Here is a 14,433-nt window from a genome sequence, read left to right on the forward strand (position 1 = left end):
ACCGGGTTCCCGTCCCGGTGGTCAGCCTTTTTGTCGCGCCCGGCATAAAATCTTCCACATCGCGGGAATAAACCCCGCGCCCATTCGTTTTACTGGCAGAACGCATTACCACGCGCCTGATGGCGCATGACACGGATTGCCATGCCACAAGATTTCACCGATGACGACTTGCGCGAACTGCTGCCGCGCCTGCGCCGCTTTGCCCTGTCGCTGACACGGCAGGAGCACAGCGCCGACGACCTGGTCCAGGCTTGCCTGGAGCGCGCCTTGACGCACCGCCAGCAGCGTGGCGAGGGCGACCTGCGGGCCTGGCTGTTCCAGATCATGTATCGCCGCTTCATCGATGGCGAACGCCGCGCCAGGCGGTATGCGGGCCTGCTGTCGCTGTTCTCGCGCAGCGAGGAGGACGAACTGGCCCCGTCCACCGAAGAGCTGGTGCTCTCACGCGCGGCCCTGGCCGACTTTGCGCGCCTGCCCGCCGAGCAGCGTGCCTTGCTACTGCTGGTGTCGGTCGAAGGCCTGAGCTACCAGCAGAGCGCCGATGCCCTGGGCATCCCCATCGGTACGGTGATGTCGCGCCTGTCACGCGCCCGCCGCGCCCTGCGCGAACTCAATGACGGCGCCACCACGGCGCCCAACCTGCGGATCATGAAATGAACAGCATTGTCCCCACCGAAGCCGAGCTGCATGCCTATCTCGACGAGCACCTCGATGCCGACCGGCACGCGGCCATCACGCACTACCTGAGCCAGCACCCGGAGACGGCACGACAAGTCGAGCAATGGCGCCAGGAGCGCCAGCAACTGCGCGCGGCCATGGAGCAATGGCCGGCCTCGCCGACCCCGGCACGACTGGATCCCTTCCGCATCCGTCGCACGCTGCAATCGCGCCAGCGCCGCCACTGGGGCATCGCCGCCTCGCTGCTGTTGAGCCTGTCGCTGGGTGCGCTGGGCGGCTGGCAATGGCGCGACGCCGATATGCGCAAGACCTACCTGCCCATGGCCGACGCCACCCAGGCCTACCGGATGTTTGCCACTGCCGAGCAAGGCGGGATGGTGGATGTGCGCAATGACGATCCCGCCAGGTTGCAGCAATGGCTCGACCACCATTTCGTGCAGGCCGCGCCGCTGCCGGACTTCAGCGCCTATGGCTTCCGCCCGGTGGGGGGACGCCTGATGGCCAGCGACAAGGGGCCGGCGGCCATGGTGGTCTACCAGAACCCGCAGGGACAGGCCATCGTCTATTACCTGCGCCCACCCGGCGAGCTGTTCAACTTCGGCAGCGGCAATCGCCGGGAGGGCAGCCTGCTGACCCAGTACTGGCGCCAGGGGCGCTACTTCTATGCGGTGGTGAGTCCGGATTCTCCGGCCACGCTGCCGCTGCAGCGGGCGGTGGAACCGGGAAGACCCTGGTCCTGATGCCGCCGCGCTGATCTCTCTCCAGTTTCTGCACACCTGAATCCTCCGCCCTGGTCGGGGCGGACGGTGCCACTCGTCCTGTCGTCCTGCCGCGCGCAGCGACAGCCGGGCTGCGTGCGCCTGACCGACGCCATCGTTTCTCCACTCCCTGAAAGGACATGCCATGAAGGCCATTCGTCGTACCCTCCTCTGCACCCTGCTGGCTGCCAGCACCACCCTGATGCTGGCGCAAACCGCCAGCGCCCAGCAAGGCCCGGCCGCCACCGCCGCCGCCCCGATCCGCAATGTGGTGCTGGTCCATGGCGCCTATGCCGACGGCTCCTGCTGGACCGAGGTGATCGAGCGCCTGCAACGCGCCGGCCTGCATGTGACGTCGGTACAGAATCCGCTCTCCTCGCTGGCCGACGATGTACAGGCCACGCGCCGCATCCTGGCCCTGCAGGATGGCCCCACCATCCTGGTCGGCCACTCCTGGGCAGGCACCGTGATTACCGAAGCAGGCAACGATGCCAAGGTGGCAGGCCTGGTCTATGTGGCTGCGCGAGCCCCGGATGTGGGCGAGGACTACGGCGCGCTGGCCGCACGCTTCCCGACGCCGCCAGCCTCGGCCGGCCTGGTCAAGGCCGATGGCTATGCCCAGTTGAGCGAGCAGGCCTTCGTGCATGACTTCGCCGGCGACCTTGATCCGGCCAGGGCGCGAGCGCTGTCGGCGGTGCAGGGACGCATCTCCGATACCCTGTTCGCCGCGCGCACCACCCAGGCGGCATGGCGCAACAAACCGACCTGGTATGCCGTCTCCACCAACGACCGCACGACCTCGCCGGATCTGGAGCGCTTCCTGGCCGCACGCATGAAGGCCAAGACCATCGAGGTGGCGTCCTCGCACGTGTCCATGCTGTCGCACCCGGACGAGATCGCCAACCTGATCCTGGACGCCGTGGCGCACGCCGCCCACTGATGGCGAGATGGTCAGTTGGCGAGAGGTCGTGGCCGGCTAGACCACCACCTCGCGCGGCCCGCGCCGGTGCGCCAGTTCGGCCAGCCGGCGCAGTGCATTGACCAGCTCGAAACGGCTGCGCGCACGTCCCAGCGAGATGCGGATGTGGGCCGGCGCCGGCAAGGCCGCGCCGGCCACGGCGAAGGATTCCTGGGCGATGACGTGGAGACCTTCGCGACGCGCCATCTGCACGAACTCCGGCGCGCTCCAGTGTGACGGCAGCGCCTGCCACAGGTGGATACCACCCGACTCCGCCGCGCCGGACGCGCCCAGCGTACGCAGAGCCAGTTCCTGGCGCGCCCAGGCTTCCTTGCGGATGCCCTCCAGCAGGGTCGCAGCGGTACCGTCATGGATCCACTGGGTGGACAGCGCCGTCATCAGCGGCGCGGACATCAGCACAAAGGAGCGCAAGGCCCCCAGCACCTCATCCTGCGCCATGCCCTCGGGCATCACCACATAGGCCGTGCGCAAGCCCGGCAGCAGGCACTTGGACAGCGTCGAGACATGGAACACATGGCGCGGCGCATAGTGCGCCAGCGGTCGCGGCGCGCGGGTGGCAAAGCGCCAGTAGGGATCGTCCTCGATGATGCGCAGGCCCATGCGCATGACCACGGCGGCAATGTCGGCGCGCCGACCGGCCGGCATGGTGTGGGTGCTCGGATTCTGCAGCGTCGGATTGAGATAGACCAGGCGCGCCCGGTGCTGACGCACCATGCTCGCCAGCAGGTCGGGCCGCATGCCTTCGCCATCCACGCCGACGGCCACCACGCGCCGGCCCAGTTGCGCGGCCACCGACAACAGACCCGGATAGCAGAGCGGTTCGGCCAGGATGACCTCGCCCGGCTGCGTCTGCGACAGCACCAGCGCGGCCAGCGCCGCTTGCGCGCCGGGGCTGGCCAGCACCCGCTGTTCCTCCACCTGCCCCAGCATGGGCGCCAGCCAGAGTGCGCCGGCGGCGCGGTCGGCACTGCTGCCGCCACCCAGATGGTAGGTCATCAGCAGGTCCGCATCGCTATGCAGCAGCACTTGCGACACCCCCTGACGCAGGAGATCGTCCAGGTCGACGCCGGCGGGTGGCGGCGGGATATTCATCGACAGGTCGATCGCCTGGCTCAGGTCCACCTTGGGCGCGGCCACGAAGGTGCCGGCCGAGCCGCGTGCCTCCAGCAGGTTGCGCCGGCGCGCCTCGGTGTAGGCGCGCGTGACGGTGGTGAGATCGACGTCCAGCCGCTCGGCCAGCAAGCGCTGCGGCGGCAGCCGGTCACCGGGGCGCAGGCGGTCGTCTGCGATGGCCTGTTCCATGAAGGCCACGATCTGCAGGTAGCGGGGTCCGCCATTGGCGGAGAACTGGCTGATCCAGTCCAGGGAGAGTCCCGATCGGTCCATGTGATGGCGGTGACGAAGAAGGTTTGTATGGATTTTATCTGGCTTGTTGCGGCTTTTTACGGATGTTAGTATGGATTTACTGGAAATACAAATCCATACATCCGTAGGCGCACACTCAGGCACTCAGGCAGGCCGATGCCGGCCGCCTCCTTCTCATCAATCATCATTCATCAACGGAAATACACCATGGCCAATTTCCTCCTCATCCACGGTGCCTGGCAAGGCAAGTGGGTATGGCCGGCGGTCAGCGCCGAGCTGACCATGCGCGGGCATGAGGTGCACAGCATCGACCTGCCAGGCAGCGGGGCCGACGACACGCCGCTGGAGCAGGTCTCCCTGGCGATGTATGCGGATGCCATCGCACGCGCGGTCAAGGCCATCGGCAAGCGGGTCACGCTGGTGGGACACAGCATGGGCGGCATCGCCGTGACGGCGGCGGCCGAACAGGTGGCCGACCGGCTGGCGCGCATCATCTACCTGTGTGCCTTCGTGCCGCGTGATGGCGATTCGCTGGTGTCGCTGTCGGACCTGATGCCGGCTAGCCAACTGCCGCCGGTACAGACCGAAGCCGATGCCGTCTCGGCCCAGACCAGCCCCGCCTCCCGCGTGGATACCTTCATGCAGGACGCCCCCTATGCGGTAGCCAGCTGGGCCGCGCCGCAGTTTCGCCCGCAGGCGCTGGCCCCCATGGTCACGCCGGTGGCGCAGACCGGTGAGCGCTTTGACAGGCTCTCCAAAAGCTACATCGTCTGCACCCGCGACCGCGCCATCGATCCGGTGCTGCAGCGGGTGATGGCGGCGCGCGCGGGCTGCGGCCGCATCAAGGAACTGGAGAGCGGGCATTCGCCCTTTCTCTCCCATCCGACCGACACCGCCGAAATGCTGCATCGGCTGGTGACGGAAGCCTGACCAGGGCGCCTCACCCCACCACCGCCGCCGCCGCTGCCGCCCAGGCCCGGGCATCTTCCCCGGCCGGGATGCGCATGGGCGCAGCCGGGTCGGTGGCGGCCTGCCAGACGGCCTCGGCCACATCCTCTGCATGGGTGATCTGCGACACATCCTGGAAATTCTCGAACACTGCCGCCGCCAGTGGCGCGTAGGGCTCGGGGATGGTGTTTGCCATGCGTGGGCGGGCGTTGTCGGCAAAGCGCGTTCCGGGTGCGCGCCCCGGCAGTACCAGCCGCGCCTGGACATCGAAGGCCGCCAGCTCCAGCGCCAGCGATTCGGTAAAGGCATTCACCGCCGCCTTGCTGGCCGTGTAGACCGACAGCAGCGGCAGCGAGCGCAGGGTCACCGAGGACGTCACATTGATCACCACCCCGGCCCGGCGCTGGCGCATCTGCGGCAAGACCGCCTGGGTCAGCGCGATGCTGCCGAAGGTATTGGTCTCGAAGATCTCGCGCACCTGCGCCATCTCCATGCCTTCCACCGCCCCCAGCGCGCCGATGCCGGCATTGTTGACCAGCACATCGATGGGGCCGGCGTCCGCCACCGCCGCGGCGATGCTGTCGGGGTCGGTCACGTCCAGCGCCAGCAGGCGCAGATGCGGCGAGGCGGGCAACAGGTCGGTACGCGGCGTGCGCATGGTGGCCACGACCTGCCAGTCACGTTGGAGGAAGTAACGGGCAATTTCCAGGCCGAAGCCGGACGAACAGCCAGTGATGAGGACGGTTTTCATGCACAACTCCTTGCAGTGGTGAGGGAACAAGGCGAAGCATAGGCTGCACCATCCGGACTTGCTACAATCATCCGTCCACAATTCATTGGCAATCGTCCGCTCATGTCCGCTCATGTCCGATTTCACCGATCCCCTTACCGAAGTCGTCACCCTGCTCCAGCCCGCCGCCCGCTACACCAAGTATGTACAGGCTGCCGGTGGCTGGCGGGTGCGCCGCAGCCGCCCGGAACTGGCGTTCTATTGCGCCGTACTGGAAGGAACTTGCCGGATCTTGCACGACGATGGCAGGGAGATACTCCTTGAAGCAGGTGATTTCGTCCTCGCGCCAGCCTTGCATGGTTTTGCCCTGGCCAGCCGCCAGCACTACGATGGCCCGGACCTGGACGAAAACCACCCGCCACCCCGCCTGCCCGACGGCCAATATCGCCTGGGCGAGCCCGATGGCCCGCCAGAAGTGCGGCTGGTGGTGGGGCATTGCGTGTTCGACTCGCCCGACTCGGCGCTGCTGCTCTCGCTGCTGCCAGACCTGCTGACGGTGCGCGCCCATCCGCGCCTGGCGACGCTGGTGCAACTGGTCGGGGATGAATCGCGTGCGCAACGACCGGCACGCGAGATGGTCTTGTCGCGTCTGCTGGAAGTGCTGCTGATCGAGGCATTGCGCTCAAGCCAGGACCCGGATGCCGGCGCGCATGCCGCCCCCGGCTTGCTGCGCGGGCTGGCCGATGCCCGGCTGGCGATGGCGCTGCGCTCCCTGCATGCCCACCCTGCCGCGCCCTGGAGCATGGCCAGCCTGGCCCGCGAGGCGGCGCTGTCGCGCTCCTCCTTCTTCGAACGCTTCCGTCGCGAAGTCGGCGTGGCGCCGATGCAGTACCTGCTGTCCTGGCGCATGGCACTGGCCAAGCGCCTGCTGCTGCGCGAGCAGGCCAGCCTGGTGGAGGTGGCGCAGCAGGTTGGCTACAGCTCGGCCAGTACCTTCAGCGTGGCTTTCAGCCGCCATGCGGGCTTGCCGCCCTCGCTGTTTGCCCGGCACCAGCGTGCTCTGCCCACCGCCTGACAGGCTCAGGCGGCCACGAATCCCACCCGTTCCATCGTGCCGATGTGCATGCTCAGCAATTGCACGGCACGGTCGGTCTTCTTGTCCTTCAGGGCGTCGATGATGAGCATGTGATCGTGATCCGAGCGCGGCTGCCAGCCGCGCTTGAAGCCAGTCGAGAACAGGTAGCGCGAGTTGGTCAGCTGCAGCTGCTTCAACACCGCCTGCAGGCGCGGCATCCCGCATTCGCTGGAGAGGATGTCGTGGAACAGGTTGTTGGCGGCATCCCATTGCACCAGTGATTCGGCCTGGGCGCAGGCCTCCTGTGCCTGCTCCAGGCGGCCGATGTGTTCGGCGCTGAACTTGCGGGCGCCGTGACGCAGGGCCAGGATTTCCAGCGAACCGCGCATTTCGGCATTTTCCTTGACCGCGGCCCGGTCCACGGTGGTCACCCGTACCCCGCGACGGGGCAAAGTGAGGACCAGTCCCTGGGCTTCCAGCTGGCGAAACGCCTCCCGTACCGGGACATGGCTGGAGGCGAACTCCTGGGCCACATGATCCTGCCGCAGCGCCGCCCCGCCGGCGATTTCGCCCCGGATGATGCGTGTGCGCAAGACCTCGGCGATGCGTTCGACGGTGCTGGGATGCTCGTTTTTCAGGCTGTTCATTTATAGATAATCTATAAAAAAAGAAATTGTTAAAAGAAATTGACCGAAGATAGAATCCGCCAAAACGCAATTCTAAGCTTTTTAACCCTTGCCTCGGATTTTATCTATGAGTCATTGCGATACCCCCGCCCACGGCCAGGCCTGCACGCCGCTGCGCTTCGTCCCATCCCGGCAGCCCGCCAACGCCAGCGATTCCCCCACCCTCAGCGCCACCGAAGCCCTCTTCGAGCTGCCCTTCCTCGACCTGCTGTACCAGGCCCAGGGCGTGCATCGGGCAAACCACCCGGCCAACGAGGTGCAGTTGTCCAGCCTGCTGTCGATCAAGACCGGTGGCTGCGCCGAGGATTGCGGTTATTGCTCGCAGTCGGCGCATCACAAGGACACCGGTGTGCCGGCCGGCAAGCTGATGGCCGTCGACGAGGTGGTGGCTGCCGCCCGTGCCGCCCGCGAGCAGGGCGCGACCCGCTTCTGCATGGGCGCGGCCTGGCGCAATCCCAAGGAGCGCGACATGGCAGCCCTGACCGACATGGTCCGCGAAGTGCGCGCCATGGGCCTGGAAACCTGCATGACCCTGGGCATGCTGGAACAGGCGCAGGCCGATGCCCTGAAGCAGGCCGGCCTGGACTACTACAACCACAACCTCGATACCGCCCCCGACTTCTATGACCAGGTGATCTCCACCCGCAGCTACCAGGATCGCCTCGATACCCTGCAACGGGTACAGGAAGCCGGCCTGAACGTCTGCTGTGGCGGCATCATCGGCATGGGCGAGAGCCGCCGCCAACGCGCCGGGCTGATCGCGCAACTGGCCAGCCTGCCGGTGCCGCCGCAATCGGTGCCGATCAACCACCTGGTGCCGATCGCCGGTACGCCCCTGCAGGATGTGGCGCCGCTGGACGAGTTCGAGTTCGTGCGCACCGTGGCGGTGGCCCGCATCGCCCTGCCGCATGCGGTGATCCGCCTGTCAGCCGGGCGCGAGAGCATGAGCGACGCCACTCAGGCGCTGTGCTTTGCGGCCGGGGCCAATTCCATCTTCCTGGGCAGCAAGCTGCTGACCACGCCCAACGCGCCGGTGTCGTCGGACCTCGACCTGCTGGGCCGTCTGGGCCTCACGCCGGCAGCCGCGGCGGCCTGATGCCAGTCCAGTGGAGCCCCGCCCATTGTGGCGGCGCCTGGGTCATCAGTGGCTACGACGAGGTCGCCGGCGCCCTGCGCGATCCGCGCTTCTCGGTGCGGCGCGCGGCGCGCTGGATCAACAGCGGCCTGGGCGAGCATGCGGACAAGCCGGCGCACACCGCAGCGCAACGGCGTTTCAAGCGCATCTTTTCTCGCTCGCTGCTGTTCCTGGATGGGCGCGCGCATCGCCGCTTGCGCAGCATCCTCCATCTCGGTTTCAAGCCCGCCGCACTGGAGCACCAGCGCGACGCCATCGCTGCGCTGGCCGGGCAGCTGATCGCCGACATCCTGGCCGACGACGATGCGCGCCAGGGCTACGATTTCGTGACGCGCTTTGCCCGCCCCCTGCCGGCGCTGGTCATTGCCACGCTGATGGGCTTGCCCGAGCGGGTGCCCGATGCCTTCATCGGCTGGGCCGCGGATCTCGCCGGCTTCATCGGCAGCCCCACGCCGGATGCTGCCCAGACCGTGGCCGCGCAGGCCGCACTGGAAGCCCTGTGCGACTACTTCGAGGAAGTGCTACGCCAGCCGCAGGACCTGCCGCCGCACTGCCTGCTGGCCGATATCGTGCAGGCGCGCCAGCGGGACGCCCTCACCCAGGTCGAAGTGCTGGCCCAGTGCAGCACCCTGCTCTTCGCCGGTTACGAGACCACCCGCAACCTGCTGGGCAATGGCTTGCTGGCGCTGCTGCGTCATCCTGCGCAATGGACCGCGCTCAAGTCCCAACCGCAAGCGCTGCGCGGCGCCGTACGCGAGATGCTGCGCTATGACAGTCCGGTGCAATACACCGGTCGCCGCCTGCTGGCCGATATCACGCTGGACGGCCAGCCGCTGCGACGCGGTGACCTGGCCATCCTGCACATCGGCCAGGCCAACCATGATGCGCGCCGCTTCAGCGATCCGGCGCGCTTCGATATCGCACGCGACCAGGGCATGCACCTGTCCTTCGGCCAGGGCGCACACGTCTGCCTGGGCGCGGCGCTGACGCAGATGGAAGCCGAGATCGCCTTCACCGCCCTCATGCAGGCCATGCCCACACTGGCGCTATCGACCGAAGCGCCGAGCTGGCAGCCGGCCGGGGCTTACCGCGCGCTGCAACGATTGCCGCTGGTTTTCCAGGAATAAACACCATGATCGACTTTGACGATGCGCTGGCCGACCTGGCCAGCCAGGGACTCTTGCGCACCCGGCGCGTAGTAGATGGGCCGCAAGGGCCGTTGCTGACGGTGGAGGGGCGGGAGTTCCTGTCCTTCTGCAACAACGACTATCTGGGCCTGGCGAATCATCCGCAGATCGTGGCGGCGGCACAGGACGCCCTGCGCGACTACGGCGTGGGGGCGGCCGCCTCCGCCCTCATCAGCGGCCACGGCGTCGCCCACGAACAATTGGAGCATGCGCTTGCGGCCTTCACCGGCTGGCCGGCGGCACTTTCCTTTACCAATGGCTACATGGCCAATATCGGTGTCATCGGCGCGCTGGTCGGTGCCGGTGATACGGTGGTCGTGGATCGCCTCAGCCATGCCTCGCTGATCGATGGGGCGCGTTTGTCCGGAGCCAGCCTGAAGGTGTTTCCCCACAACGATGTCGCCCGGCTGGAGCAGGTACTGGCACGCTGCAGCAGCCCGCGCAAGCTGGTGGTCACCGATGCGGTCTTCAGCATGGATGGCGATGTGGCACCACTGGCGGCGCTGGCGGCAAGCTGTGCCCGCCACGGCGCCTGGCTGCTGGTGGACGATGCCCACGGCCTGGGCGTGCTGGGTCCGCAGGGACGCGGCAGCCTGGCCCATGCCGGCATCACGCCAGCGCAGGCACCGCACGTGCTGCTCATGGGTACGCTGGGCAAGGCCGCCGGTGTGGCCGGCGCCTTCGTCGCCGGTGAGCGCAGTGCGATTGCATGGATCATGCAGCGCGCCCGTACCTACATGTTCACCACCGCCCATCCACCGGCGCTGGCGGCGGCCACCTCGGCCAGCCTGGCCATCATCGCCCGCGACGACTGGCGGCGCGCCCATCTGCGCGCGCTGGCCGAACAGTTGCGCGCGAAGCTGGCCGGCCTGCCATGGACGCTGCTGCCCTCCGACACCGCCATCCAGCCGCTCATCGTGGGCGACAACCATGCAGCCCGCAGCCTGATGCAGCGCCTGCGTGAACAAGGCCTGTGGGTGCCAGCCATCTGTCCGCCCACCGTTCCCAAGGGCAGCGCCCGGCTGCGCATCAGCCTGTCGGCACTGCATACCGATGAGCACATTGCGCGACTGGCCGATGCGCTGGCCAGCGCCGCCCGCGAAAGCACCGCATGACGACCGCCACCCATTCCGATACCGATACCAGCCTGGTCGCCCGCAGCCTGCGCAGCGTCTGGCATCCCTGCACCCAGATGCGCCGCCATGAAAGCGCGCCACCCATCGCCATTGCCCATGCCCACGGCGCCTGGCTGCATGACAGCCAGGGCCGCCGCTACCTGGACGCCATCAGTTCCTGGTGGGTCAACCTGTTCGGCCACACCAATGCGCGCATCAATGCCGCGCTGGTGGACCAGCTGGGCAAGCTGGAGCACGCCATGCTGGCCGGTTTCACCCATGAGCCGGTGGTGGCCTTGTCGGAACAGTTGTCGGCCCTGACGGGCCACGCGCTGGGGCATTGCTTCTATGCCTCCGATGGCGCCTCGGCCGTGGAGATCGCGCTGAAGATGAGCGTGCACGCCTGGCGCAATGCCGGCCAGACCGACAAGAACCAGTTCATCTGCATCGCGGGCGGCTATCACGGCGAGACCGTGGGCGCCCTGGCGGTGACGGACACACCGCTGTTCCGCCAGGCCTATGAAGCACTGCTGCGGCCGGCCCATATCGCCGCCTCGCCCGATGCGCGGCAAGCCCGGCCCGGTGAAAGCGCTGCTGACGTGGCTGTGCGCGCGCTGGCCGACGTCGAACGCCTGCTGACGCAGCACCAGGGCCGCATCGCCGCCGTGATCGTGGAGCCGCTGGTCCAGTGCGCCGCCGGCATGGTCATGCATGATCCGGCCTACGTGCGCGGCTTGCGCGACCTGTGCGACCGCCATGGCGCGCACCTGATCGCCGACGAGATCGCCGTCGGCTGCGGTCGCACCGGCAGTTTCTTCGCCTGCGAGCAGGCCGGCGTGTGGCCGGACCTGTTGTGCCTGTCCAAGGGCATCAGCGGTGGCTACCTGCCGCTGTCGCTGGTGATGGCCAGCGAATCCATCTACCAGGCTTTCTATGATGACGATGTCAGGCGCGGCTTCCTGCATTCGCATTCCTACACCGGCAATCCGCTGGCCTGCCGGGCCGCGCTGGAAACCCTGGCCATCTTCGCCGACGAGGATGTGCTGGCACGCAACCGCGCCTTCGCGCCGGTGCTGGCACAGGCCATGCAGCCGCTGGCGCAGGAAGCCTATGTGCGCCATGTGCGCCAGACGGGCATGATCTGGGCCTGCGATGTGGTCATCGACGACGCCCAGGCGGCGGCCACGTTCTCACGCCGACTGGCCGCCGAAGCAGCCCGTCGTGAACTGCTGGTACGGCCCATCGGTACCACCATCTACCTGATGCCGCCCTATGTCCTCAATGCGCAGCAGGCCCACTGGCTGGGCCAGCAGCTGCATCAGGCCGTGGTCGCCGTGATGGAGGGCGCATGAGCGGCAGCCTGTTCGTCACCGGCACCGATACCGGCGTAGGCAAGACCCTGGTGGCATCGACACTGGTCCACCTCTATGCCGCGCAGGGCCTGCGCGTGACGGGCATGAAACCGGTCGCCTCGGGGGCCTTCCAGGCAGGCGGGCGATGGTGTAACGAGGATGTGCAAGCCCTGCAGGCTGCCGCCAATACCGACCTGCCTGCCGAATGGATCAATCCCTACCTGCTCAGGCGTGCCACCGCGCCGCATATCGCCGCCCGCGAGGAAGGCGTGCGCATCGACATTGATCACCTGGCGCATTGCCATGCGCAATTGCGGCAGCGCTGCGACCGGGTGGTGGTGGAAGGCGCCGGCGGCTTCATGGTGCCGCTGGATGAGCACAGCAACAGCGACGACCTGGTGGCGCGGCTGGCACTGCCGGTGGTGCTGGTGGTGGGGGTGCGACTGGGCTGCATCAATCACGCGCTGCTCACGCAGCAGGTCATCCGGGCGCGTGGCTTGCGCCTGCTGGGCTGGGTCGCCAACGAGATCGATGCTGCCGAGCCCTGCCGGGACGCCATGGTCGAGAGTCTGCTCTCGCGCCTGCAGGCGCCGATGCTGGCGCGCTTGCCGTGGCAGCCGGGCATGGAGGCGAGCCAGGCGGCAAGATACTTCGATAGCGCGCTGTTGCCCGCCTAGCGCCTAGCTCACACCGGTCGCACCATCCAGCACGATGCGGATCTTGCGGGCCAGTTCGTCGTGACGATAGGGCTTGTCGATGACCGGGAATTCACCATCGGCGCCATACCGCTCTATCGATTCGCTGGCGTAGCCGGTGGTCAGCAATACCTTGATGCCCGGTTGCAGGCGGCGCGCCTCGCGTGCCAGCACCACGCCATTCATGTTGCCGGGCATGATCAGGTCGGTGAACAGCAGGTCCACCGGTCGGCCGCTGCGCAGCAGCTGCAGGGCCTCGGCCGGGGCGTTGACCATGCTGACCCGGTAGCCCAGGCTCTCCAGCATGGTCTGGGCCAGCTCGGCCACTTCGATGCGGTCATCCACCACCAGGACGTGTTCGTTGCCGCCCTGGTGGTGCTGGCGGCTGTCGTACTCGAAGACGCCGCCGACCTGCTCCTGGGTAGCCGGGAAGTAGATCGCCACCTGCGTGCCCTCACGCTGGCCCGAGGTAATGCGCACCGAACCACCCGACTGCTTCACGAAACCATAGACCATCGACAGCCCCAGTCCGGTACCCTTGCCTTCGTCCTTGGTGGTGAAGAACGGATCCATCACCCGTGGCAGGATCTCGGGGGGAATGCCGGGGCCGTCGTCGCTGATGACGATGGAGACATACTGGCCGCGCTTGATGCCCAGTTGCAGTGCGCGCCCGTCGCTGTCGAGATCCTGGTTGGCGGTGTCGATGCGCACCCTGCCCCGGCCATGCATGGCGTCACGGGCGTTGATGAGCACGTTCAGCAGCGCCACTTCCATCTGGGTCGGATCGAGGCGGCAGTTCCACAGGTCTGGCGCCAGGTGGGTCTCCACGGCGATATCGCCGCCCAGGGTGCGGCGCACCAGGTCGGTAAAGCCCTCGGTGAGCGAATTGAGATTGATGGTGCGCCCTTCCAGCCGCTGCTTGCGGGCGAAGGCCAGCAATTGCTGGGTCAGCATGGCGGCCTTGCCGGAAGCCTTGCGGATGCTGTCGGTGCTGCGCGCCACGCGGTCGAGGTCAGGCACGTCGCTGCGCAGGGCCAGCTGGATGATGTCGAGATAGCCGGTGATGACTTGCAGCAGGTTATTGAAATCGTGGGCGATGCCACCGGTCAGTTGCCCCAGCGCCTCCATCTTGCGCGCCTGTCCCAGCGCCTGTTCGGCGTCGCGGCGGCGGCTGATGTCGAGCTGGGAGCTGAAGAAATACTTGAGCTCGCCACGCTGGTCATAGACCGGCGAGATGAACAGCGCATTCCAGAAGGTCGAACCGTTCTTGCGGTAGTTCAGCAACTCGGTGGCGATCTCGCGCCGTTCGGCCACGGCCTGGCGCACCTGCGCCACCACCGCGCGATCGGTCTCCGGCCCTTGCAGGAAGCGGCAGTTACGTCCCATCACCTCCGCCCGGCTGTAGCCACTCATGTTGATGAAGGCGTTGTTGACGAAGATGATGGGATTGTCGGGCTCGCGCGGGTCGGACACGATCATGGGCATGCGTGTCATTTCCACGGCGGCAAAGAAGATATCGTTGGCGTCCTCGCCCACTGCGACCTTGGCCAGGTCATTGCGCATGCCGGCGTCGTTGCTGTCGTCGGCGGGGCAATGCAGGGGCGCGCGCTTGATTGGATTGCGCATCTGATGTTCTCCGTATGGCTGGGCTTGCGCCCCCAGCCATACAGCGGCGGGTGGCAAGCCTTGACTACGGATTGGACACGGGCATGCTCAGCGGTTCCGACGCA

14 protein-coding genes are annotated in these 14,433 nt (G+C 67.2%); 10 read left to right on the top strand and 4 right to left on the bottom strand.

Annotation, left to right across the window (positions count from 1 at the left end; genetic code table 11):
* Positions 1 to 141 precede the first annotated feature (141 nt).
* The 3 genes from ACIPHN_RS01495 to ACIPHN_RS01505 all read left to right on the top strand — a co-directional run bounded on the left by ACIPHN_RS01495 (position 142) and on the right by ACIPHN_RS01505 (position 2,376).
* Entirely contained in the window at positions 142 to 657 is a 516-nt protein-coding gene (locus ACIPHN_RS01495) for a sigma-70 family RNA polymerase sigma factor (RefSeq protein ID WP_400431717.1), read from the top strand.
* Positions 654 to 1,418 carry an anti-sigma factor family protein gene (locus tag ACIPHN_RS01500; protein ID WP_400431720.1) on the top strand — a complete coding sequence of 255 codons (765 nt, stop codon included), beginning with the start codon at positions 654 to 656 and terminating at the stop codon, positions 1,416 to 1,418. The genes ACIPHN_RS01495 and ACIPHN_RS01500 overlap by 4 nt, the downstream gene beginning before the upstream one ends.
* A gap of 220 nt (positions 1,419 to 1,638) precedes the next feature.
* Positions 1,639 to 2,376: an alpha/beta fold hydrolase gene (locus ACIPHN_RS01505; RefSeq protein WP_400433134.1), complete on the top strand. Its 738-nt coding sequence runs from the start codon at positions 1,639 to 1,641 to the stop codon at positions 2,374 to 2,376.
* Between the two features lie 36 nt (positions 2,377 to 2,412).
* On the opposite strand, the gene ACIPHN_RS01510 is transcribed toward ACIPHN_RS01505, so the two are convergent.
* On the bottom strand, positions 2,413 to 3,801 hold the full coding sequence (locus tag ACIPHN_RS01510) for a PLP-dependent aminotransferase family protein (protein ID WP_400431723.1): 1,389 nt from the start codon (positions 3,799 to 3,801) through the stop codon (positions 2,413 to 2,415).
* 186 nt (positions 3,802 to 3,987) lie between these two features.
* On the opposite strand from ACIPHN_RS01510, the gene ACIPHN_RS01515 reads away from it, so the two are divergent.
* Positions 3,988 to 4,710: an alpha/beta fold hydrolase gene (locus tag ACIPHN_RS01515; protein ID WP_400431726.1), complete on the top strand. Its 723-nt coding sequence runs from the start codon at positions 3,988 to 3,990 to the stop codon at positions 4,708 to 4,710.
* A 10-nt stretch (positions 4,711 to 4,720) separates the two neighbouring features.
* Here ACIPHN_RS01515 and ACIPHN_RS01520 read toward each other — a convergent pair whose 3' ends face one another.
* Positions 4,721 to 5,479, bottom strand: coding sequence for an SDR family oxidoreductase (locus tag ACIPHN_RS01520; RefSeq protein ID WP_400431729.1), 759 nt, complete (start codon positions 5,477 to 5,479; stop codon positions 4,721 to 4,723).
* Between the two features lie 112 nt (positions 5,480 to 5,591).
* On the opposite strand from ACIPHN_RS01520, the gene ACIPHN_RS01525 reads away from it, so the two are divergent.
* A complete protein-coding gene (locus tag ACIPHN_RS01525) occupies positions 5,592 to 6,533 on the top strand; it encodes an AraC family transcriptional regulator (protein ID WP_400431732.1) in 942 nt (313 codons plus the stop codon).
* Positions 6,534 to 6,538: 5 nt separating this feature from the next.
* Here ACIPHN_RS01525 and ACIPHN_RS01530 read toward each other — a convergent pair whose 3' ends face one another.
* Entirely contained in the window at positions 6,539 to 7,180 is a 642-nt protein-coding gene (locus ACIPHN_RS01530) for a GntR family transcriptional regulator (protein WP_400431735.1), read from the bottom strand.
* A 106-nt stretch (positions 7,181 to 7,286) separates the two neighbouring features.
* Here ACIPHN_RS01530 and bioB point away from each other — a divergent pair, with 106 nt between their 5' ends.
* The 5 genes from bioB to bioD are packed head-to-tail and all read left to right on the top strand — an operon-like array spanning position 7,287 to position 12,685.
* Positions 7,287 to 8,315 (top strand): biotin synthase BioB, encoded by a 1,029-nt coding sequence (bioB, locus tag ACIPHN_RS01535; protein ID WP_400431738.1) that lies wholly within the window; start codon positions 7,287 to 7,289, stop codon positions 8,313 to 8,315.
* Positions 8,315 to 9,481: a cytochrome P450 gene (locus ACIPHN_RS01540; RefSeq protein ID WP_400431741.1), complete on the top strand. Its 1,167-nt coding sequence runs from the start codon at positions 8,315 to 8,317 to the stop codon at positions 9,479 to 9,481. The genes bioB and ACIPHN_RS01540 overlap by 1 nt, the downstream gene beginning before the upstream one ends.
* Positions 9,478 to 10,656: an 8-amino-7-oxononanoate synthase gene (bioF, locus tag ACIPHN_RS01545; RefSeq protein WP_400433137.1), complete on the top strand. Its 1,179-nt coding sequence runs from the start codon at positions 9,478 to 9,480 to the stop codon at positions 10,654 to 10,656. The genes ACIPHN_RS01540 and bioF overlap by 4 nt, the downstream gene beginning before the upstream one ends.
* Complete coding sequence (bioA, locus tag ACIPHN_RS01550; RefSeq protein ID WP_400431744.1) at positions 10,653 to 12,008, top strand: adenosylmethionine--8-amino-7-oxononanoate transaminase; 1,356 nt, start codon at positions 10,653 to 10,655, stop codon at positions 12,006 to 12,008. Before bioF ends, bioA begins: the two co-directional genes overlap by 4 nt.
* On the top strand, positions 12,005 to 12,685 hold the full coding sequence (gene bioD / locus ACIPHN_RS01555) for a dethiobiotin synthase (RefSeq protein WP_400431747.1): 681 nt from the start codon (positions 12,005 to 12,007) through the stop codon (positions 12,683 to 12,685). Before bioA ends, bioD begins: the two co-directional genes overlap by 4 nt.
* Before the next feature lie 3 nt (positions 12,686 to 12,688).
* Here bioD and ACIPHN_RS01560 read toward each other — a convergent pair whose 3' ends face one another.
* Positions 12,689 to 14,329, bottom strand: coding sequence for a histidine kinase famiy protein (locus tag ACIPHN_RS01560; RefSeq protein WP_400431750.1), 1,641 nt, complete (start codon positions 14,327 to 14,329; stop codon positions 12,689 to 12,691).
* Positions 14,330 to 14,433 lie beyond the last annotated feature (104 nt).

It is taken from the genome of Herbaspirillum sp. NPDC087042, assembly GCF_044745245.1.
In the GTDB taxonomy this organism is placed as follows: domain Bacteria; phylum Pseudomonadota; class Gammaproteobacteria; order Burkholderiales; family Burkholderiaceae_D; genus Herbaspirillum.